A 20,110-nucleotide genomic window follows, 5' to 3' on the forward strand; every position below is an offset into this window, starting at 1 on the left:
CCGCGGGGGTGTCCGCGGCATCCATGCCGCGGCCAAGCCTCCAGGGACGGATTCACGGCGTCCCCCGCGAACCCACCCCGCCCGGCCAAGCGCGGCTTTTGCTTTACGCAACCAACCCCACAGCCACGAGGGGCTGCGCCGTTGGCTGGAACACCCTGTTACCCATACGGGGCATGTGCCCGTCACAGCTGCATGCGATGCTCACCACCTGATCCCTGCCAGCGAGAACGCCCGCATGACCACCATCATCGCCCCGCGCGTGCACGACATCGGCGGCCTCGAAGTCCGTCGCGCCGTCCCCACCCTGCAGGCGCGCAGCATCGGCTCGTTCGTGTTCGTCGACCAGATGGGCCCGGCACTCATGCACCCCGGCACCGCCATCGACGTGCGCCCGCATCCGCATATCGGCCTGGCCACCGTCACCTACCTGTGGTCGGGCGCGATCGGCCACCGCGACACGCTGGGTTCGGATCAGGTGATCCGTCCCGGTGACGTCAACTGGATGACCGCCGGCCGCGGTATCGCCCATTCCGAGCGCACGCCGCAGCCGGACCGCGATCACGACAACCCGATCCACGGCATGCAGACCTGGGTCGCGCTGCCGAAGTCGCATGAAGAGATCGAGCCGGCGTTCTACCACCATGCCGCTGCCACCCTGCCCGAGCAGCGTCGCAACGGCGCGTGGCTGCGGGTGATCGCCGGCCGTGCGTACGGCGAGGAATCGCCGGTGAAGGTGTTCGCCGACACCCTCAACGTGGCAATCGATCTCGACCCCGATGCGGAAATCGATATCGACGACGGCCACCGCGAGCGCGCGTTGTACATCCTCGAGGGCGACGCGCAGCTGGATGGCGTGGATATTCCCGCGCAGCACCTGGTGATCCCCGAAGCCGGTGCACGAGGCCGCCTGCGCGCGAAGACGCCGGTGAAGGCGATGCTGTTCGGTGGCGAGCCGCTGGATGGCCCGCGCCACCTGTGGTGGAACTTCGTGTCGAGCTCGAAGGAGCGCATCGAGCAGGCCAAGCACGACTGGGAAGCCGGCCGCTTCGGCACCATTCCGGGCGACGACAAGGAATTCATCCCACTTCCGCAGTACTGAACATCGCGTGTTGCACACATCTGAAGGTGTATCCCTGCACCCGGCGTTGACGCTACAGTCACCCGCTGATCACTGAAATGTGACATAAATCACACTTTAGATCGTCAAAGGAGTGCAACACATGAGCATGGGTAAACGCTTGTCCGCCGAGTTCCTCGGCACGTTCTGGCTGGTTCTGGGTGGCTGTGGCAGTGCGGTGCTGGCCGCCAAGTTCGGTGGCGACGGCAATCCGCTGGGTATCGGTTTCCTCGGCGTGGCGCTGGCCTTCGGCCTGACCGTGGTGACCGGCGCCTATGCGTTCGGCCATATCTCCGGCGCGCACTTCAACCCGGCAGTCAGCGTCGGGCTGTGGGCCGGTGGTCGTTTCCCGACCAGGGATCTGGTGCCCTACATCATCGCCCAGGTTGCCGGCGGTCTGCTGGCCGGCTTCATCCTGCTGCAGATCGCCTCCGGCGCCAGTGGCTTCGCCATCGATGGCAGCCAGGCGGGTGCGTTCGCCAGCAATGGCTATGGCACGCTGTCGCCCGGCGGCTACAGCGTGGCAGCCGCCTTCCTGTGCGAAGTGGTGCTGACGGCGGTGTTCCTGATCGTGATCATGGGTTCCACCCACGGCAAGGCACCGGCCGGTTTCGCCCCACTGGCGATCGGCCTGTCGCTGACCCTGATCCACCTGATCAGCATTCCGGTCACCAACACCTCGGTTAACCCGGCCCGCTCCACCGCCGTGGCCTTCTTTGCCGGCAGCGGAGCAGTCAGCCAGCTGTGGCTGTTCTGGGTCGCTCCCCTGCTGGGCGGCGCGATCGGCGGCCTGATCTACAAGTGGATCGGCAGCGACCGCTGATCCACGCGGCTCCCATTGCGGCCCACCCTCGGCCGCAATGGTTACTTCTGCAACCGCGAATTGTGCGATTGCTCACGTTCCGTTAAGGTTGAGTTGACCGTCCGTGCACATGCCGGATGGGGCGGCATCCGGGGATGGGATGCCACGGCCGCCGGCCCTGCTGGCGGAGCCAAACAACTCATCACCTTGGGGGATGCATGAAGTTCGTGCCTGTCATGTTGTCGAGCCTGCTGTTCGCTGCGGCCCAGACCGCCGCGCAGGCGCCGTCCGAATGTCCTTCGCTGCCAGCCAGCAGTGGCCTGCAGTGGCAGCAGCAGGTGGAGGCCGATTTCCTGGTCTGCCGCGCCAGCACCCCTGATGGCCGCGAAGTACTGAGCCTGATGCTCAGCGCGCGTGACCCCGCCATTCCGCTGAGCCGCTCGCTGCGCCAGGAAAAAGGCAGCTTCGGCGGTGAATCGCTGTACTGGTACCAGCCCGACCTGGGCGGCCAGCAACCGCCGGGTTACGCCGAACGGCGCATCAGCGTGGTCAAGATCGACAAAGGGCGTTACGCGCAGATTGCGCTGTATCCGGACAGCGCGCAGGAGCTGAGCTCACTGCAGCAGCTGGCGCAGGGCATGAGCCTGACCCCGTTGGCCGTGGCCGCCGGGCGCTGAAGGTGACGGGGATGACTGCCTGGCAGCATCCCCGCAATGCACCTCGATCGGCAGGTAGTGCCGGCCGCCGGCCGGCAAACCCTTCGGTCCTGATCAAAAGCAGGTGCCGGCCGGCGGCCGGCACTACCTCAGAACCTGCCTTCCTGGAAATCGACGAAGGCCTGCATCAGTTCCTGCCGCGTGTTCATCACGAACGGGCCGTGCCGCATCACCGGCTCGCGCAACGGACGGCCGGCCACCAGGATCAGCCGCGCGCCTTCGCTGCCAGCCGAAACATGCAGCTGTTCGCCGCCGCCCAGCACCGCCAGCTCCTGGCGCGCAACATCACGGGCGGCGTCCTGTTCACCCACCGTCAGTCCGCCTTCAAATACATAGGCAAAGGCGTTGTGGCCTTCCGGCAGCGTGTAAGTCCAGGCCCGGTCGGGCGCCAACGTGATGTCGAGATACAGCGGCTCGGTGGCCGGCTGCACGATCGGGCCGCAGGTGCCGTCGACCGAGCCGGCGATCACCTTCACTTCCACGCCGGCTGCCGGCTGCACCACGGGAATGCGCTCGGGCGCGAACTCCTGGTACTTCGGCTCGGTCATCTTCTCCTTCGCCGGCAGGTTCACCCACAGCTGGAATCCACGCATCTGCCCGCTTTCCTGCTCGGGCATCTCCGAGTGCACCAGGCCGCGGCCAGCGGTCATCCACTGCACGCTGCCCGGGGTCAACAGGCCTTCGTTGCCATGGTTGTCGCGATGCCGCATGCGTCCGTCGAGCATGTAGGTGACGGTCTCGAAACCGCGGTGCGGGTGTTCCGGGAAGCCGGCGATGTAGTCCTCGGCCCGGTCGGTGCCGAATTCATCGAGCAGCAGGAACGGGTCCAGGTCCGGCAGCGTCGGGCCGCCGATGACGCGGGTCAGGCGCACGCCGGCACCGTCGGAGGTGGGCATGCCACGGATGGTGCGCAGCACGCGGACCGGTTCGGGAAGGCTCATGGCGACTCCTGTGGGATGGATGCCCCTGAAGATGGACGCCACATGGCCGTACGCCAATGGATGGCACCGCAACCAATTGTTCCATCCCTGATGTTGGCTGCACGTCAGCGCCACCGTCGTACGACCAAAGTACTACCGCCGATTCGTCCTGTGCCAATTGACCCTGTCGTGGGCAAGCAGGACTCTTTGACTGTCTTTCCGGGAGAGAGCACCTCATGAAAGGGTTTTCCAAACTGGGCTGGGCGGCACTCGCCCTGCTCGGCGCATTCTGTCTGGGCACCGTCGCCCTGCGCCGCGGCGAGCACATCAACGCACTGTGGATCGTGGTGGCCGCGGTCTCGCTGTACCTGGTCGCCTACCGCTTCTACAGCCTGTTCATCGCCAACAAGGTGATGCAGCTGGATCCGACCCGGGCCACCCCGGCGGTGATCAACAACGATGGCCTGGACTACGTGCCGACCAACAAGCACGTGCTGTTCGGCCACCACTTCGCCGCCATTGCCGGCGCCGGCCCGCTGGTCGGCCCGGTGCTGGCCGCGCAGATGGGCTACCTGCCCGGCCTGCTGTGGCTGGTGGTGGGCGTGGTGCTGGCCGGCGCAGTGCAGGACTTCATGGTGCTGTTCCTGTCCAGCCGTCGCAACGGCCGCTCGCTGGGTGACCTGGTGCGCGAGGAGATGGGCCAGGTACCCGGCACCATCGCCCTGTTCGGTGCGTTCCTGATCATGATCATCATCCTGGCGGTGCTGGCGATGGTGGTGGTCAAGGCGCTGGCCGAAAGCCCGTGGGGCATGTTCACGGTGATCGCGACGATGCCCATCGCGATCCTGATGGGCGTGTACATGCGCTACATCCGCCCCGGCAGGATCGGCGAGATTTCGGTGGTTGGCCTGATCCTGCTGCTGGCCGCGATCTGGTACGGCGGCAAGGTCGCCGCCGACCCGGTGTGGGGGCCGGCGTTCACCTTCACCGGCACCCAGATCACCTGGATGCTGATCGGCTACGGCTTCGTCGCCTCGGTGCTGCCGGTGTGGCTGCTGCTGGCCCCGCGCGACTACCTGTCGACCTTCCTCAAGATCGGCACCATCATCGCGCTGGCCATCGGCATCCTGGTGGTGATGCCGGAACTGAAGATGCCGGCGCTGACCCAGTTCGCCGCCAGCGGTGATGGCCCGGTGTGGAAGGGCGGCATGTTCCCCTTCCTGTTCATCACCATCGCCTGCGGTGCGGTCTCCGGTTTCCACGCACTGATCTCCTCCGGCACCACGCCGAAGCTGCTGGCCAATGAAGCGCACATGCGCTACATCGGCTACGGCGGCATGCTGATGGAATCGTTCGTGGCGGTGATGGCGCTGGTGGCGGCCTCGATCATCGATCCGGGCATCTACTTCGCGATGAACAGCCCGGCCGCCGTGATCGGTGCCGATGCAGCCTCGGCGGCGCACTACATCACCAACACCTGGGGCTTCACCATTACCCCCGAGCAGTTGACCGCGACCGCGGCCGCCATTGGTGAACCGACCATCCTGCACCGCGCCGGTGGTGCACCGACGCTGGCGGTAGGCATCGCGCAGATCCTGCACGAAGCGATTCCCAGTGGCAGCGACGCGATGATGGCGTTCTGGTACCACTTCGCGATCCTGTTCGAAGCCTTGTTCATCCTGACCGCGGTGGACGCCGGTACCCGCGCCGGGCGCTTCATGCTGCAGGACCTGCTGGGCAACTTCGTGCCGGCCCTGAAGAAGACCGAGTCGTGGACCGCCAACATCATCGGTACCGCCGGCTGCGTGGCGCTATGGGGCTACCTGCTCTACACCGGCGTGGTCGATCCGTTCGGCGGCATCCAGACGCTGTGGCCGCTGTTCGGCATCTCCAACCAGATGCTGGCTGGCATCGCGCTGATGCTGGGCACGGTGGTGCTGTTCAAGATGAAGCGTGACCGCTATGCGTGGGTCACTGCGGTACCGGCGGTGTGGCTGCTGATCTGCACCACCTACGCCGGCTTCATCAAGATCTTCGACAGCAACCCGGCGCAGGGTTTCCTGGCGCAGGCACACAAGTTCCAGGCCGCGCTCGCCAGCGATACGATCACTGCACCGGCCAAGTCGGTGGCGCAGATGAAGCAGATCGTGGTCAACGCCTACGTCAACACCGGCCTGACCGCGCTGTTCCTGCTGGTGGTCGGCGCGGTGCTGGTGTATTCGATCAAGACCATCCTGGCGGCACGCCGCAACCCGCAGCGCAGCGACCGCGAGACCCCGTACGTGGCGCTGAAGCCGCATGAAATGGTGGATCTGTGATGAGCACGCAACTGGTTCCCGCCGGCCAGTACCAGGCGCACCGCCGCATCTGGCGGCGCCTGGTGCAGACCGCACGACTGTGCTGTGGCATTCCTGATTACGACAATTACGTCCGGCACATGCTGGATAAGCACCCGGACCAGGAGCCGATGGACTACAAGACGTTCTTCCGCGAGCGCCAGGAAGCGCGTTACGGCGGGCGCAACGGCGGGCGCTGCTGCTGAGGGCCAGGCCTGCCTTTCAGCAGGCAAAAGAAAGCCGAGCGCGGGCTCGGCTCTACACGGGCAGAGCGGGTTCGCGGCGCACGCCGCGAACCCGCAACAGGATCGTCCGGCCAGGACTCAGGCGCCGGCCATCCACTTCAGAATCAGGCCGGTGACATACGCCAGCCCGGTGCCGGTGGCATAGCCCACCGTACCCAGCAGCACGCCCACCGGCGCCAGCGTCGGATGGAAGGCTGCGGCCACCACGGGGGCCGAGGCGGCCGCGCCGATGTTGCCCTGCGAACCGATCGCGAAGAAGAACAGCGGCGCGCGCAGCAGCTTGGCTACCCCCCACAGCACCAGCACGTGCGTGGCCATCCAGATCGCGCCAAGCAGGAACAGCCACGGCCGATCCAGCAGCGACAGCAGGTTCATCTGCATGCCGATGCAGGCGATCAGGAAGTACAGGAACACCGTGCCCAGCCGCGAAGCGCCTGCGGCTTCCAGCCGGCGCGCACGGGTGAAGCTCAGGCCCAGGCCCATCGCCGTGGACAGCAGGATCACCCAGACGAACTGGCTGTCGAGGCTGAACTGGCTGGCCCAGCTGACATTGGCCTTGAACCAGCCCGACAACGGCGCGGCGATGGCATGGGCCAGGCCGACGCCACCCAATGCCACGCCAACGATCACCATCAGGTCGGTCATGCTGGGAATGCGCGCGTTCTGTGCCTCGTAGGCGCTGATGCGTGCCTTCATCTCGTCGATGGCGCGGGTGTCGGCACCGTTGCGGGTATCGATCTGCTGCGCGCGGTTGGCCAAAAACAGCAGGATCGCCATCCACAGGCTGGCGCAGGCCACGTCGACCACCGCGAACTGGCCAAAGGTGGTGGCATCGGTGCCGAACACCTCGCGCATGGCCACCATGTTGGCGCCGCCACCGATCCAGCTGCCGGCCAGCGCGGCCATGCCGGCCCAGGTATCACCGGCCACCGTTTCCGGATGGATCAGCTTCATCAGCTGGAACGAGACGATGGCGCCGAGCATGATGCCGGCGGTACCGGCGCAGAACACGATCAGCAGCTTTGGGCCGAGCTTGATGACGCCTTTCAGGTCGATCGACAGTGTCAGCAGGACCAGCGCAGCGGGCAGCAGCACGTCGCGCGCGACCGGGTTGTACAGCGAGGTGTTGTGGCCATCGATGACACCGGCGGTGTTGTAGATGGCGGGGATGAAGTAGCACAGCAGCAGTGCCGGCACCCAGGCGAAGATCTTCTTCAACAACGGGGTCGGACCACTGGCGGCCCAGAAGATCAGGGCCAGGGTGGCGGCAATCAGGCCCAGTCCAACGATGTCGTTGCTGATCAGGGCGGTAGCGGGTTCGGTCGGCATGGGATCCTCTGTCGATCGAAAGAGCGGAGAAAAAAAAGCGCCGCATGAAGCGGCGCAGGTCGAGATTAACATTGTCTTCACGCCTGGTCATGCTGCGCTGCTTGTCGCCTTCCCCTGCATTGACGACGATTACGGCATCACCGTTGTGGAGCAGGCCCATGCAGCTTGGTGCGTTCTCTGTCAGCCTGTCCGTGAAGGACCTGGCCGCCTCCCGCGCGTTCCACGAAGCCTTCGGGTTCTCGGTCACCGGTGGCGATCCCACGCAGAACTGGCTGGTAATGCGCAGCAACGGCACGGTCATCGGGCTGTTCCAGGGCATGTTCGAGGGCAACCTGCTGACCTTCAACCCCGGCTGGGACCAGCACAGGCAGGAGCTGCCCCACTTCCAGGATGTGCGTGAACTGCAGGCGGAACTGGATGCCAAGGGCATCGAACTGGCAGTCCGCACTGACCCCGATGGCCAGGGGACCGGCTACCTGCAGCTGGCCGATCCCGACGGCAACGTGATCCTGATCGACCAGCACGTGGCGCGGCCGAACGGGCGGTAATGCGAACAGCCATTGCGTGGGTAGGCGTCGACCTTGGTCGACGGGCCGCATGCCAACCAAGGTTGGCATCTACCAGGACGGCCGGATCAGGCCGGGCGCGAGGCACTGAAATCGAGCGTGACACGCGTTCCGCGCGGTTCGCAGGGCTGCAGCTGCAGGGTCCAGCCCAGGTGTTCGCACAGCCGCGCGATCAGGTCCAGGCCGATGCCGCTGCCACGATCGGCGCGTCCGCCACGGGCCATGCGCGCGTGGATGGCGGCAATCTCCTCCGGGCTCATGCCATGCCCTGGGTCCTGCAGCGTCAGCACCGCCGACGCACTCAGCTGCAGCTCGATATGGCCGCGGCCGCTGTTCTCGATGGCATTGCGCAGCAGGTTGCCGATCGCCGCCTGCACCACTGCCATCGGCGCAACGATATCCACCGGCGCCGCCTGGATGCCGATGCTCAGGTCCTTGTCACCGAGCAGGTGGCGATGGTCGTCGACGATCTCCGGCAGCAGCTGGTCCAGGGCGATGCGCTCGGCACGCGCGGCCAGGCGTGCCGGATCACGCGCCAGCACCAGCAGCAGCTCGATCAGCTGCTCCACGCTCTGCGCTGTGCGCAACACCCGCTGCATCTGCTGGCGGGCGCGCTCGGGCAGGCCCGGTTGCTCCAGCGCGAGCTCGGCAGCACCGGTCATCACCGCGATCGGCGTGCGCAGTTCGTGGCTGGCGGTGCTGATGAAGACCCGCTCGCGCTCGACGAACTGCTCGTTGCGGTCCAGATAGTCGTTCAACGCACCGGCGATGGTATGCAGCTCAGCGCTGCCGCGCGGATCGACTTCGATACGCTGGCCCTGCACGCCCGGCCGCAGCCCGGCAATGTGCTGTGCCAGCAGGCTCAACGGACGCACCATCCGCTCCATGCCGAACGACGCCATCAGCACGGTGACGAAGATCATGATCACCCCGGCCAGCATCACCCAGCGCGTGGCGAACTGTTCCAGGTCATGGAAATCGGAGATGTCCAGCGCCAGCGCCACCCGTCCCATCGACTGCGTTTCACGGACCATCACCGCCGTCTCGCGGCCCTTGACCATCACTCCGTCATGCAACCCAGGATGCAGGGAGCGCAGGCTCTCTGGCAGATTGACTGCGTCAAAGCGGTACAGGCTCAGCGTGTCCGAGTCCTGCCAGCGATAGTGAGGTTCGTGCTCGACATGCTCGACGATGCTGTCCAGTTCGGAATTGAGCAGCGCGCGCCACGCGGCGTGCTCGGCGTGTTCGTGCACGTAGTTGCCGACACTGAACACTGCAATCGACAGCAGTGCCAGGTACCCGAGCAACCACCACACCACCCGCCGGTACAGCGGCCCCGGCTTACGCGCCCTCATCAGCATTCCTGCCTGCGTCGGCAGCGTCCATCAGCGCCAACCGATAGCCCACCCGCGGCAGCGTATGGATCAGCTTGTCGGCAAACGGGCCGTCGACGCTGCGGCGCAGCTCGTAGACATGCGAGCGCAGCAGATCGCCATCCGGTGGCTCGTCGCCCCACAGGGCGAACTCCAGCTGCTGGCGGGTGACCGCACCGGGGCTGGCGCGCATCAGCACTTCCAGCAGCTTGCGGCAGGCCGGGTACAGGTGCAGCACCTGGCCACCACGCTGGGCTTCCAGGGTCGCCAGGTCCAGCACCAGGTCGCCCACCTGCAGGCGCTTGCGCGGATTGCGGCCCTGCGCGCGCAGCAGCAGCGCCTCCAGCCGCACTTCCAGCTCGGGCAGGGCGAACGGCTTGGTCAGGTAGTCGTCGGCACCGGCGCGGAAGCCGGCGATCTTGTCCGGCAGCTCGTCGCGCGCGGTCAGCATGATCACCGGCACCTCCGACGCGTGCTCGGCGCGCAGGCGACGCAGCACCTCCGGCCCCTCCATGCGCGGCAGCATCCAGTCCAGGATCACCGCATCGTAGGGGTGGCTGCCTGCCAGGTGCAGGCCGGTGATGCCATCCGGGGCCACGTCGAGCACGTGCCCGCGCGACTCGAAATAGTCGAACAGGTTGGCCACCAGCTGGCGGTTGTCCTCGATCACCAACAGACGCATGCACGAAAGATCCACGGAAGTTCGTACCATGGTAGCGCCGACCATGTCGGAATGCGGTCGCCCTGCGCCCGCTCCGACGCCTTTCCTACCCCAGCCACGTCAGAGTGGCGGTTTTGCTCCCGGAGCCTGCCGTGCCCGTAGCCCTGCCCCGCCATTGGCGCCTGCCCCTGTTGTGGCTGCTGATCATCGCCGCGTTGGCCGCCGGTATCGGCCTGCGCCAGCCGCAGCCGCCGGACGAGCCGCGCTTCGTGCTGGCGGCCCGTACCATGGTCGAAAGTGGGGAATGGCTGCTGCCGCACCGGGGCGTGGAGCTGTACGCGGAGAAGCCGCCGGTCTTCATGTGGCTGCAGGCGGCCGCTTACGAGGTGGTCGGCAGCTGGCAATGGTCGTTCCTGCTGCCGTCGCTGCTGGGCGCCCTGCTCAGCCTGTGGCTGGTGTCGGACCTGGCACGGCGGCTGTGGTCGCCGCGGCATTCCCTGTACGCCCTCGCGGCGCTGTTCTGCACCCTGCAGTTCGGCCTGATGGCCAAGCGCGCGCAGATCGACATGGTGCTGGTCGGCATGACCACGGTGGCCCTGTGGGGATTGATGCGCCACCTGTGCGAGCGCCGCAACCTGCCCGCGCTGTGGCTGGCCGGTTTCGCCGCTGGCCTCGGCACGGTGACCAAGGGCGTGGGGTTCCTGCCGCTGCTGATGGTGCTGCCGTGGTTCGGCTGGTGGCTGTACCAGCGCCGCCGCGGGCGCAGCGTGGACGGTCCGCACCCGGCAACGCTGCTGTGGCTGATCCCGGCCTTCCTGCTGGGCGTGGCGGTGTGGCTTGCCCCGCTGGGCTGGGCATTGCTGCATGAGCCCAGCGCGTCCCTGCAGTCCTACGCCCACGAACTGCTGTTCAAGCAGACCGGCACCCGCTACGCCAACGCCTGGCACCACCGCCAGCCGGTCTGGTACTACCTGCAGGTGATCCTGACCTTGTGGCTGCCGGGCAGCCTGTTGCTGCCGATGCTGTTCAAACCCTGGTGGCGCCGCATCCGCCGTGGTGACTGCCGGCAATGGCTGCTGTTGGGCTGGGCGCTGCTGGTGCTGGTGTTCTTCAGTGCCAGCCCCGGCAAGCGCGAGGTCTATGTGCTGCCAATGCTGCCGGCGATGGCGCTGGCGGTGGCCCCGCTGTTGCCTGGCCTGCTGCGACGGCTTTGCGTGCGGCGCTACCTGTTCGGCTACACCGTGGTGCTGATGCTGGCCACCGGCGTGCTCGGCGTGATGCTGATGACCGAACATCCGTGGGCCCTGGCGCAGCTGGAACGGCGGGCGATGCCCGATTCGCTGCTGCCGGTGCTGGGAGATGGCCTGCTGACCTTTGCCATTGCCCTGGCCACGTTGATCGTGTGGCTGCGGGTGCGACGTGCCGCAACGCTGGTGTTGCTGACCCACGGCATGCTGTGGATGCTCTACGGCCTGGTGCTGATCTCGGCGCTGGATCCGTACGCATCAGCGTCGGCGGTGATGCGCCGGGTGGGCGCGCGGATCGGCCCGGACGCGGAGCTGGCACTGGTCGCCTGGCGCGAACAGAACCTGCTGCAGGCAGATCGGCCGGTGCGCGAGTTCGGCTTCAAGCGCCCCTGGGCCGAACAATGGCATGACGCCGGCCCGTGGCTGGCCGAGGCGCCGGGCAAGCGCTGGGTGCTGGTGCTGGACGATGCGATGAGCCCCTGCGTGGACCCGGCGAAGGTGATCGACATCGGCATTGCCAACAGGAATCGTTGGCAACTGCTTCCCGGTACGGCCTGGGACCCGAAGTGCCACGCCGAGCGCACCGGATCGACCGCCGAAGAAGACTGAACGGTGACGCGCGCCGGGGACTCATTAACCCGGCGCGAACGGGCGTCCGACCCTTCTCCGACATCGAGGTGACGAGCATGAGCGCGGATTCCCGAACCGCCCCTTCCCAGCATGCCCGTTCGTCCCATTGATGCGGCAGCGCCGCTTGCGACATCACCACTGGCGTCAAGATTCGCCGTAACTCACTTCTGGCTGCCTGTCGCAATCGGTCTGCCCGTGTTTACGCTGCTGATGGGTTTCGGCGGTGATCAATGGGTGGCCGATCACCTGTTCCGCCTCGAAGGTGGCCACTGGGCGTTGCAGGACGCCTGGGTCACCCGCACGGTGGTGCACAAGGCCGGCAAGTGGCTGAGCACGTCGGCGGCGCTGGTCGCGATCCTGTTGTGCGTGCACCACTGGCGCAAGAGGGGCGATCGCACCCTGCGATGGGCGCTGCTTTATGTCGTAATTGGCATGGCGCTGGGTACGGGCGTGATCTCCCTGCTGAAGACCCTGGTGCCGATGGAATGTCCCTGGGACCTGCTGCGCTATGGTGGCCATCAGCCCTATATCGGGCTTTTCACGCAGCGCCCGGCCGGCATGGCCGCACAGGCCTGCTTCCCTGCCGGCCACGCCAGCGCAGGCTATGCGTGGCTGTGCCTGTACTATTTCGCCCTGCTGTGGCGCCCGTCGTGGCGCTGGGCAGGCTTGTGGATCGGCCTCGGCACCGGCCTGGTGTTCGGCATCGGCCAGCAGCTGCGCGGCGCGCATTTCCTTTCGCATGACGTTGCCACCGCGTTGATATGTTGGCTGCTGTCACTCGGCCTGTACCTGATCGTCAAAGGCATCCTGATCCGCCCTCAGCTGGACCGTCCCAACCGCCAGGAGGCAAACGCATGAGTGCATCGGTCCAACGCCCCGCCCGCGCTTCTGCGCTGGCGGGTCTTCGCCACTGGCGGCCACAGCTGTCCACCGAAGCACTGATCGCGTTCACCAGCCTGTTCTTCGCGGTGGCCGGCAACGGCCTGTTCTGGCACAGCGCGATGGCCAGCCATCCGGGCAGCCTGCGCTACGCGCTGTCGCTGCTGCTGTTGCTGCTGGGTGCGCACGGCGTGCTGCTGGGCATCCTGGTCTGGCGCTGGAACGCCAAAGTGGTGATCAGCCTGCTGCTGCTGGTGACCGCATTCGCCGCACACTACATGAGCCGCTACCACATCTACCTGGATGCGGACATGCTGCGCAACGTGCTGGCGACCGACCCCAAGGAAAGCCGCGAGCTGATGACGGTATCGCTGCTGTGGCCGGTACTGCTGCTGGCAGTGCTGCCGATGGTGGTGCTGTGGCGCGTGCAGCTGCGCCGCCGCAGCTGGGGCCGCAGCCTGCTCTGGCGCGTCGGCTTCCTGGTGGTGGCGGCAGTGACGGCTGTCGGCGGCGCGTTGATCTCGTTCCAGGATGTCTCGGCACTGATGCGCAACCAGCGTGAAGTGCGCTATCTCGCGACACCGGCCAATGTCCTGTTGGGCATGCCGCGTGCATTGCGTGGCGACAATCCGGTGCAGCGCGCGCCGAAGCTGCCGATCGGCACCGATGCCAAGGCCACCCCGCGCGCGCCGGCCAGCAAGCCGCGCCTGCTGGTGATCGTCATGGGCGAGACCGTGCGTGCGCAGAACTGGGGGCTCAACGGTGGCCGCAACACCACCCCGGAACTGGCGCAGGCCAGCGTGATCAATTTCCCGGACATGCATTCGTGCGGCACCAGCACCGAGGTTTCGTTGCCGTGCCTGTTCTCGCCGTGGGGCCGCCATGACTACGACGAGAAGAAGATCCGCGCGCACCAGTCGCTGCTGCACGTATTGAACCGTGCCGGCATCGCACCGTTGTGGCGTGACAACCAGTCCGGCTGCAAGGGCGTGTGCGAAGGCCTGGACTTCCAGTCGCTGTCCGATGCCACCACGCCGGGCCTGTGCGCCGATGGCCGCTGCATGGACGAGATCCTGCTGCAGGACCTGGCCACCCAGGTACGCGCCAGGCCCGGCGACCGGGTGGTGGTGCTGCACCAGCTGGGCAACCACGGTCCGGCCTACTTCGAGCGCTATCCGCCCGCATTCCGCCGTTTCACCCCGACCTGCGATACCCGTGACATTGGCCGTTGCTCGCGCGAAGAGATCACCAACAGCTACGACAATGCCGTGCTGTACACCGATCACTTCCTGACAAAGACCATCGGCACGCTGCAGGGCATGCAGGATTACGACACGGCGATGATCTACCTGTCCGACCACGGCGAGTCGCTGGGCGAGAAGGGCCTGTTCCTGCACGGCGTGCCCTACGCCATCGCCCCGGCCGAGCAGACCCGGGTACCGATGACGATGTGGTTCTCGCCAGGCTTCGCCAGCAGCCGTGGGCTGGACCTGCAGTGCGTGCGCAAGCGTTCGGCGGCGTATACCGACCATGACAACCTGTTCCCGTCGGTGCTGGGCCTGATGCAGGTGAAGACCTCGCTGTACGAACGCGACCGCGACGTGTTCGCCAACTGCGAGAGTTGAGGAGTGTTCGGCAGGGCTTGCAGCCCTGCACCTGCAGGGGCAACGGCCGAAGCAACAGCAACAGCGTGCATTCCGTGGGATGGTGGAGTGGGTCCGGTGGCGGGAGACGCCGTAAACCCATCCTTGGGGGCTTGGCCGCGGCATCCATGCCGCGGACACTCCCGCCACCGGACCCACCCCGCCTTCGACAGTTTTCCGCGATCTGTTGGACATGCCGATGGGGTCGGATCCGTTTTCCGTAGGAAAACGGATCCGACCCCATTTTGATTGTCGATATCTGACAGATGTGTCGACCAAGGTCGACACCTACCGACAGCACACGGAATCTGTCAGAGGTGGGGCGGTGTCGGAGTGCGGGGTGTCAGCCGCATGGATGCGGCTGCCAAGCCTACACGGACGTACTTGCGGCGTCCCCGCACTCCGACACCGCCCCGCCAAACCACGGATAGTCCGCTGTTGCTGTTGCTTCGGCTTTGCCGTTTGTTGAAGGCCTCTGCGGGTGCCGGGCGCCGCCCGGCCGACTTCCGCCACTTGCGGAGGCAGCGGCTGCCCACTAGCCTTCGGCCGTCGTTCACCACCCAAGGACCGCCCGTGAAACACCGTCATCTCCTGCTGGCCTCGGCAATCGCCGCCGCCACGCTGGCCCTGGCCGCCTGCAAGAAGGAAGCTGCCCCAGGCACCGATACCGCCAGCAGCAGCGCCCCGGCCGGCGAAACCGCCGACCAGTTCGTGGCCCGCATCAATGCCGAGTTCAAGGCCGCCTACCCGGAGATGACCTCGGCGCAGTGGCTGTCCTCCACCTACATCAATAGTGATTCGGAACGCATCGCGGCCAAGGCCAACGAGCGCTCGCTGACCCAGCTCAACAGCTGGATCGAACAGGCTGCGAAGTTCGACGGCAAGCCGATGAGCGAGGACAGCAAGCGCGCGATCCACCTGCTGAAGCTGATGTCGTCGATGCCGGCACCGCGCGACCCGGCCAAGCTGGCCGAGCTGACCCAGATCGCCACCCGCATGGAAGGCAGCTATGGCGCCGGCAAGTACTGCACCGATGCCAACGATCCGAACTCCTGCCGCCAGCTGGGCGAGCTGGAGCAGGTGCTGGCACGCAGCCGCGACTATGACAAGCAGCTCGACGCCTGGCAGGGCTGGCACAGCACCACCAAGAACATGCGCGGCGACTACCAGAAGTTCGTCGGCCTGGTGAACGAAGGCGCCAAGGGCATGGGCTTCACCGATGCCGGCCAGATGTGGCGCAGCGGCTATGACATGCCGCCGGAGCAGATCGGCCCGGAAACCGACCGCCTGTGGGAACAGGTCAAGCCGATGTACGAGCAGCTGCACTGCTACGCACGCGGCAAGCTGGACAAGACCTACGGCAAGGACAAGGCCGAAGTGGGCAACGGCCTGATCGCCGCGCACCTGCTGGGCAACATGTGGCAGCAGGACTGGTCGAACCTGTGGGACCAGCTGGAACCGTACCCGGGCGCCGGCAGCCTGGACATCACCGCGGCGCTGGAGAAGCAGTACCAGACCAACCTGAGCGCGGCGCTGGCCAAGGCCGGCAAGGACGCCAACGTGGCCGCACAGTACAAGGCGCAGCGCGAGGCCGAACTGCGCACCGCCAAGCAGATGACCGAACGCGCGCAGGACTTCTACGTGTCGCTGGGCATGCCGTCGCTGCCGCAGTCGTACTGGGAACGCACCCAGTTCATCAAGCCCGACGACCGCGACGTGGTCTGCCACGCCAGCGCCTGGGACATGAACATGGAAGGCGACGTGCGCACCAAGATGTGCATCAAGCCGAACGAAGAGAACTTCACCACCATCTACCACGAGCTGGGCCACATCTATTACGACCTGGCCTACAACCCGCTGCCGCCGCTGTTCCAGGGCGGTGCCAACGATGGGTTCCATGAAGCGATCGGCGACACCATCGTGCTGGCGATGACCCCCAAGTACCTCAGCTCGATCGGCCTGGTCGATACGCCGACCGAAAGCCGCGAAGCGGTCATCAACAACCAGATGCGCATGGCGCTGTCGGGCGTGTCGTTCCTGCCGTTCGGGCTGATGATCGACCGCTGGCGCTGGGGTGTGTTCGATGGTTCGATCACCGCCGACAACTACAACAAGGCATGGTGGGACCTGAAGGCCAAGTACCAGGGCGTGGCGCCTGCCAGTACCCGTGGCGAGGAGTTCTTCGATCCGGGCGCGAAGTACCACGTGCCAGGCAACACCCCGTACACCCGCTACTTCCTGGCGCGCATCCTGCAGTTCCAGTTCTACAAGGGCCTGTGCGACGCGGCCGGCTACAAGGGCCCGCTGCATGAGTGCACCTTCTACGGCAACAAGGAAGCCGGCCAGAAATACTGGGCGATGCTGAGCAAGGGTGCCAGCCAGCCGTGGCAGGCCACGCTGAAGGAGCTGACCGGCACCGACAAGCTCGATGCCGGCCCGATGATCGAGTACTTCACGCCGGTCAACGAGTGGCTGAAGCAGCAGAACGAAGGCCAGATGTGCGGCTGGCAGGCCAACGCGGCACCGGCGGCGAAATGAGAAAAGGGGCGGGTCCGCAAGGATCCGCCCCTTCCTGGTAGTGCCAGGCCGCTGGCCGGCAACCACGCGATGAAGACCCCGCGGGCAGCCGGCCAGCGCCCGGCTCTACCGGAATGCCTGTCAGCTGTCCTTCTTCGCCGCCATCGCCGCGGCCAGGTCCGCCTTGAACTCCTCGAAGGTCTGGCCCTTTTCCTTCGCTTCGGCCTGTGCGGCGTCGCGCAGCGCATCGGAGTACATCAGGCGCACCGGCGTGCCGTTGCGCTCGAGCAGTTCACCGGCCTGCATGATCAGCGCCAGTACCTGCGCGGCGGAGTCACTGTGGCCGGCGATACGGCCGTCCATGCCCAGCACCCATTCGCCATCGCGGCGCACGACACCGGCCAGCAGGGTGCGCTGCGCGTCGCGCAGTTCCGCATGCGGCTCCACCGGCGAGGCCTGGGCAGCGGCCTTGTTGGCGGCCTGCTTTTCCTGGCGACGGCGCTGGTCGCGGCGGGTCTTGGAGCTGGTGGACATGGTGCGGTACCGCTGCGAGGGGGGCGCAAGGATAGCGCACCCCGCCCGCCACACCGCTTCACACCCCCTCAGTCCAACACTTTCCCGTGCCGCCAGTAACCCATGAAGGTGATCGTGCGGCGGTCCAGCCCGCACTCGCGGACCAGATGGCGACGGATCGCCATCACCGCTCCCGCCTCGCCTGCCACCCAGGCATACAGCGGCCCGGCCACGCTGGCATCGGCCTGTTCCCAGAGGATCTGCGCGTCGACGTCGATCTCTTCCAGTTCTTCGCCAGCGACCACGCTCGAGGCGGCCAGGCGCGCCTGCACCGCCTGCAACAGAGGCGCCCCGTACGCCGCCTGCCCGCGCGGCAACCAGACCAGCTCGGCCGTGGCCGGCGCCTTCAGGCGAACCGCATCACCGGCCTGCGCCACTTCCAGCAGGGCCAGCGTACGCGGCGGATCCACCCTGGCCGCCAGTTCCTCGAGAATCCCGGCCACTGCCGGCAGCGCGGTCTCGTCAGCCACCAGCAGCACCTGGCCAACGCCGGCCGGCGGCTTCCATTCCCAGCCCTCGCTGCTGTCGGCGCAGTCGGCATCCGGGGCCAGCAGCACCACGCGGTCGCCCGGCCGTGCATGGATGGCCCATCGCGAGGCCGGCCCGGTCTCGCCATGCAGCACGAAATCAACATCGACCTCGCCCTGCTCTGCACGCAGCTGGCGGAGGGTGTAGGTGCGCATCGGCGGGCGCTGATCGTCCGGCAGGGCCCGATAGCGTGGGTACCAGTCCTCGCCGCTGGGGACCTGCGGCGCCTCCTGGCCGGGCAAGGGGAAGAACACCTTGATGCGCTGGTCCGGCCCTCCGGTCGTCATCCGCGCCACGTCGGCACCGGTGAACACCATGCGGTCCAGGGAAGGGGAAAGAACGCGGCGCTCCTTCAGCGCCACCTCGAACAGGCGGTAGGTCTGCTGCGCAGCCATGGGGAACCTCATGCAACGACAGTGGATCGGCTGGCTGTCGTGCACCTGTGCACCGGCTGGCTGGAGTGCCCAGCCTAGTCCGGCGGTTTCCCGCCGCAAGCGTTGCGGGCGCCACGGCCCGCCCTACCCCTGCGCGCTGCTCAGTGACCCGTGCAGGCTGCCTGCGCCGCGCGTTCGCGCCGGTGTTCCCAGTACCAGAACACGAAGCCGGCGCCGAAGAACCCAGCCTGGCCCAACGCCAGGTGCAGCGGGCTGGCGCTGAGCAGCGGCGACACCACGCCGGCCACCACGGTGCTGATCATCAGCTGCACGAAGGCCTGCAGCGACGAGGCCAGGCCGCGCTGGTGCGGGTACATGTCCAGCACCGCCAGCGCCAGGATCGGGAAGATCAGCGCCATGCCCATGCCACCCAGGAAGATCGGCAGCACCGCCCACGGCAGCACGAACTGCGGCGCCAGCGCGACGTAGCCGACGTTCAGCAGCACCGACAGCGCGCACAGGCCGAAACCAATGGATACCTGGCGGGTGGGCGTGGTGTGCCCGGCCATGCGCCCGGACAGGAACGAGCCGGTGGTCATGCCGCCGATGGTGGGGATGAACAGCCAGGCGAAACCACCCTCGCCCAGGTGCAGGTGCTGCATCACGAACACCGGTGCCGAGGAGATGTACAGGAAGATGCCACCGAAACCGATGCTGCCGGCCAGCGCCAGGCGCAGGAAGCGCGGATTGAAACCGATGCGCACGTAATCACGCATCAGCACCCGCGGCGACAACGGAACGCGCGCTTCGAGCGGATGGGTCTCCGGCAGGTAGCGGGCGGTGGCCGCCAGCAGAACCAGTGCGAACACCACCAGGAACCAGAAGATCAGCGGCCAGCCAGCACCGCTGAGCAGGATCCAGCCACCGATGATCGGCGCGATCGCCGGGGCGATGCCGAACAGCATCGACACCTGGCTCATCAGCCGCTGCGCGTCGTGACCGTGGTACAGGTCGCGGATCACCGCGCGGCCGACGATCATGCCGACGCCTGCGGACAGGCCCTGCAGGGCGCGGAACCCCAGCAGCGTGGTCAGATCGGTGGACAGCGCACAGCCGACCGAGGCGCCGACGAACACCACCAGGCCGCCGAGGATCACCCGCTTGCGGCCCCAGGCATCGGACAGCGGGCCGTGTGCCAGGCTCATCAGGCCGTAGAACAGCAGGTACACGCTGATGGTCTGCTGCACCGCCACCTCGTCCACCGCCAGGCGCTGGGCCAGCTGCGGGAACGCGGGGAAGATGGTGTCGATCGAGAACGGACCGAACATGGCCAGGCCGGCGAGCAGCAGGGCCATGCGGCGGGTGGAAGGAGCAACAGCGGCGGTCATGGAGAAGGCGTCCGGCAGGGCCATGCGCGGCACGCACGGCGGCGCCAGTCCCCTGCAGCAGGGACGGCGCCAGATGAATTCGGGTATCCGCCCATCATAGGTGGGGATTGCGCCTGATGCCATGCAGCAGTGCACAAAACGCACGGGCGGGCCATCGGCCATTCAGGCGCCGCGGCCGGGCCCGCAGGCGGCTGGCGCGCCCGCAACGGGCTATAATCGGCGGGCAACACGGTGGGAGAAGCGGAACACCGCTGCCGAAGGCGCAA

Annotated in this window: 17 protein-coding genes; 10 read left to right on the forward strand and 7 right to left on the reverse strand. The window is 66.8% G+C overall.

Annotation, left to right across the window (positions count from 1 at the left end; genetic code table 11):
• Nucleotides 1-235: 235 nt before the first annotated feature.
• The 3 genes from VG561_RS17800 (at nucleotide 236) to VG561_RS17810 (ending at nucleotide 2,596) form a co-directional block, all read left to right on the forward strand.
• Nucleotides 236-1,099, forward strand: a complete 864-nt coding sequence (locus VG561_RS17800) for a pirin family protein (protein WP_005410608.1) — start codon at nucleotides 236-238, stop codon at nucleotides 1,097-1,099.
• A 121-nt stretch (nucleotides 1,100-1,220) separates the two neighbouring features.
• The gene (aqpZ, locus tag VG561_RS17805; RefSeq protein WP_142235301.1) at nucleotides 1,221-1,940 is read left to right on the forward strand and encodes an aquaporin Z; all 720 of its coding nucleotides are present in this window, start codon (nucleotides 1,221-1,223) and stop codon (nucleotides 1,938-1,940) included.
• 197 nt (nucleotides 1,941-2,137) lie between these two features.
• Nucleotides 2,138-2,596 carry a hypothetical protein gene (locus tag VG561_RS17810; RefSeq protein ID WP_423179846.1) on the forward strand — a complete coding sequence of 153 codons (459 nt, stop codon included), beginning with the start codon at nucleotides 2,138-2,140 and terminating at the stop codon, nucleotides 2,594-2,596.
• Between the two features lie 128 nt (nucleotides 2,597-2,724).
• Here the strand turns inward: VG561_RS17810 and VG561_RS17815 are convergent, their stop codons facing one another.
• A complete protein-coding gene (locus VG561_RS17815; protein ID WP_423179847.1) occupies nucleotides 2,725-3,576 on the reverse strand; it encodes a pirin family protein in 852 nt (283 codons plus the stop codon).
• Between the two features lie 215 nt (nucleotides 3,577-3,791).
• Between VG561_RS17815 and VG561_RS17820 the strand changes: the two genes are divergently transcribed.
• On the forward strand, nucleotides 3,792-5,873 hold the full coding sequence (locus VG561_RS17820; RefSeq protein ID WP_014648006.1) for a carbon starvation CstA family protein: 2,082 nt from the start codon (nucleotides 3,792-3,794) through the stop codon (nucleotides 5,871-5,873).
• Nucleotides 5,873-6,097 (forward strand): YbdD/YjiX family protein, encoded by a 225-nt coding sequence (locus tag VG561_RS17825; RefSeq protein ID WP_032958992.1) that lies wholly within the window; start codon nucleotides 5,873-5,875, stop codon nucleotides 6,095-6,097. The genes VG561_RS17820 and VG561_RS17825 overlap by 1 nt, the downstream gene beginning before the upstream one ends.
• 117 nt (nucleotides 6,098-6,214) lie before the next feature.
• Here the strand turns inward: VG561_RS17825 and VG561_RS17830 are convergent, their stop codons facing one another.
• The gene (locus VG561_RS17830) at nucleotides 6,215-7,465 is read right to left on the reverse strand and encodes a DUF819 domain-containing protein (RefSeq protein WP_053496043.1); all 1,251 of its coding nucleotides are present in this window, start codon (nucleotides 7,463-7,465) and stop codon (nucleotides 6,215-6,217) included.
• A gap of 158 nt (nucleotides 7,466-7,623) precedes the next feature.
• On the opposite strand from VG561_RS17830, the gene VG561_RS17835 reads away from it, so the two are divergent.
• Complete coding sequence (locus VG561_RS17835) at nucleotides 7,624-8,013, forward strand: VOC family protein (RefSeq protein WP_197575492.1); 390 nt, start codon at nucleotides 7,624-7,626, stop codon at nucleotides 8,011-8,013.
• An 86-nt stretch (nucleotides 8,014-8,099) separates the two neighbouring features.
• Here VG561_RS17835 and VG561_RS17840 read toward each other — a convergent pair whose 3' ends face one another.
• Nucleotides 8,100-9,386: a sensor histidine kinase gene (locus VG561_RS17840; RefSeq protein WP_032958989.1), complete on the reverse strand. Its 1,287-nt coding sequence runs from the start codon at nucleotides 9,384-9,386 to the stop codon at nucleotides 8,100-8,102.
• Nucleotides 9,373-10,086: a response regulator transcription factor gene (locus VG561_RS17845; RefSeq protein WP_014648011.1), complete on the reverse strand. Its 714-nt coding sequence runs from the start codon at nucleotides 10,084-10,086 to the stop codon at nucleotides 9,373-9,375. The genes VG561_RS17840 and VG561_RS17845 overlap by 14 nt, the downstream gene beginning before the upstream one ends.
• A 131-nt stretch (nucleotides 10,087-10,217) precedes the next feature.
• Here VG561_RS17845 and VG561_RS17850 point away from each other — a divergent pair, with 131 nt between their 5' ends.
• From VG561_RS17850 to VG561_RS17865, 4 genes are all read left to right on the forward strand, one after another.
• Entirely contained in the window at nucleotides 10,218-11,921 is a 1,704-nt protein-coding gene (locus VG561_RS17850) for a glycosyltransferase family 39 protein (RefSeq protein WP_197575494.1), read from the forward strand.
• Nucleotides 11,922-12,032: 111 nt separating this feature from the next.
• Complete coding sequence (locus VG561_RS17855; protein WP_197575496.1) at nucleotides 12,033-12,800, forward strand: phosphatase PAP2 family protein; 768 nt, start codon at nucleotides 12,033-12,035, stop codon at nucleotides 12,798-12,800.
• Nucleotides 12,797-14,446 (forward strand): phosphoethanolamine transferase, encoded by a 1,650-nt coding sequence (locus VG561_RS17860; protein ID WP_075075619.1) that lies wholly within the window; start codon nucleotides 12,797-12,799, stop codon nucleotides 14,444-14,446. Before VG561_RS17855 ends, VG561_RS17860 begins: the two co-directional genes overlap by 4 nt.
• Before the next feature lie 591 nt (nucleotides 14,447-15,037).
• The gene (locus tag VG561_RS17865) at nucleotides 15,038-17,002 is read left to right on the forward strand and encodes a M2 family metallopeptidase (protein WP_075077156.1); all 1,965 of its coding nucleotides are present in this window, start codon (nucleotides 15,038-15,040) and stop codon (nucleotides 17,000-17,002) included.
• Nucleotides 17,003-17,122: 120 nt separating this feature from the next.
• Here VG561_RS17865 and VG561_RS17870 read toward each other — a convergent pair whose 3' ends face one another.
• The 3 genes from VG561_RS17870 to VG561_RS17880 form a co-directional block, all read right to left on the reverse strand.
• Nucleotides 17,123-17,515 (reverse strand): hypothetical protein, encoded by a 393-nt coding sequence (locus VG561_RS17870; protein ID WP_197574708.1) that lies wholly within the window; start codon nucleotides 17,513-17,515, stop codon nucleotides 17,123-17,125.
• A gap of 68 nt (nucleotides 17,516-17,583) precedes the next feature.
• On the reverse strand, nucleotides 17,584-18,477 hold the full coding sequence (locus VG561_RS17875; RefSeq protein WP_032960029.1) for a siderophore-interacting protein: 894 nt from the start codon (nucleotides 18,475-18,477) through the stop codon (nucleotides 17,584-17,586).
• 140 nt (nucleotides 18,478-18,617) lie between these two features.
• On the reverse strand, nucleotides 18,618-19,844 hold the full coding sequence (locus VG561_RS17880) for a multidrug effflux MFS transporter (protein ID WP_032960036.1): 1,227 nt from the start codon (nucleotides 19,842-19,844) through the stop codon (nucleotides 18,618-18,620).
• Between the last annotated feature and the right edge of the window lie 266 nt (nucleotides 19,845-20,110).

It is taken from the genome of Stenotrophomonas sp. CASM110 (genome assembly GCF_049384345.1).
Taxonomy (GTDB): Bacteria; Pseudomonadota; Gammaproteobacteria; order Xanthomonadales; family Xanthomonadaceae; genus Stenotrophomonas; species Stenotrophomonas muris.

Bases quoted from the DNA above. Each gene is read 5' to 3' on its own strand.
- VG561_RS17800 (WP_005410608.1), top strand. From the start codon at position 236: ATGACCACCATCATCGCCCCGCGCGTGCACGACATCGGCGGCCTCGAA.
- aqpZ (WP_142235301.1), top strand. From the start codon at position 1,221: ATGAGCATGGGTAAACGCTTGTCCGCCGAGTTCCTCGGCACGTTCTGG.
- VG561_RS17810 (WP_423179846.1), top strand. From the start codon at position 2,138: ATGAAGTTCGTGCCTGTCATGTTGTCGAGCCTGCTGTTCGCTGCGGCC.
- VG561_RS17815 (WP_423179847.1), bottom strand. From the start codon at position 3,576: ATGAGCCTTCCCGAACCGGTCCGCGTGCTGCGCACCATCCGTGGCATG.
- VG561_RS17820 (WP_014648006.1), top strand. From the start codon at position 3,792: ATGAAAGGGTTTTCCAAACTGGGCTGGGCGGCACTCGCCCTGCTCGGC.
- VG561_RS17825 (WP_032958992.1), top strand. From the start codon at position 5,873: ATGAGCACGCAACTGGTTCCCGCCGGCCAGTACCAGGCGCACCGCCGC.
- VG561_RS17830 (WP_053496043.1), bottom strand. From the start codon at position 7,465: ATGCCGACCGAACCCGCTACCGCCCTGATCAGCAACGACATCGTTGGA.
- VG561_RS17835 (WP_197575492.1), top strand. From the start codon at position 7,624: ATGCAGCTTGGTGCGTTCTCTGTCAGCCTGTCCGTGAAGGACCTGGCC.
- VG561_RS17840 (WP_032958989.1), bottom strand. From the start codon at position 9,386: ATGAGGGCGCGTAAGCCGGGGCCGCTGTACCGGCGGGTGGTGTGGTGG.
- VG561_RS17845 (WP_014648011.1), bottom strand. From the start codon at position 10,086: ATGCGTCTGTTGGTGATCGAGGACAACCGCCAGCTGGTGGCCAACCTG.
- VG561_RS17855 (WP_197575496.1), top strand. From the start codon at position 12,033: ATGCCCGTTCGTCCCATTGATGCGGCAGCGCCGCTTGCGACATCACCA.
- VG561_RS17860 (WP_075075619.1), top strand. From the start codon at position 12,797: ATGAGTGCATCGGTCCAACGCCCCGCCCGCGCTTCTGCGCTGGCGGGT.
- VG561_RS17870 (WP_197574708.1), bottom strand. From the start codon at position 17,515: ATGTCCACCAGCTCCAAGACCCGCCGCGACCAGCGCCGTCGCCAGGAA.
- VG561_RS17875 (WP_032960029.1), bottom strand. From the start codon at position 18,477: ATGGCTGCGCAGCAGACCTACCGCCTGTTCGAGGTGGCGCTGAAGGAG.
- VG561_RS17880 (WP_032960036.1), bottom strand. From the start codon at position 19,844: ATGACCGCCGCTGTTGCTCCTTCCACCCGCCGCATGGCCCTGCTGCTC.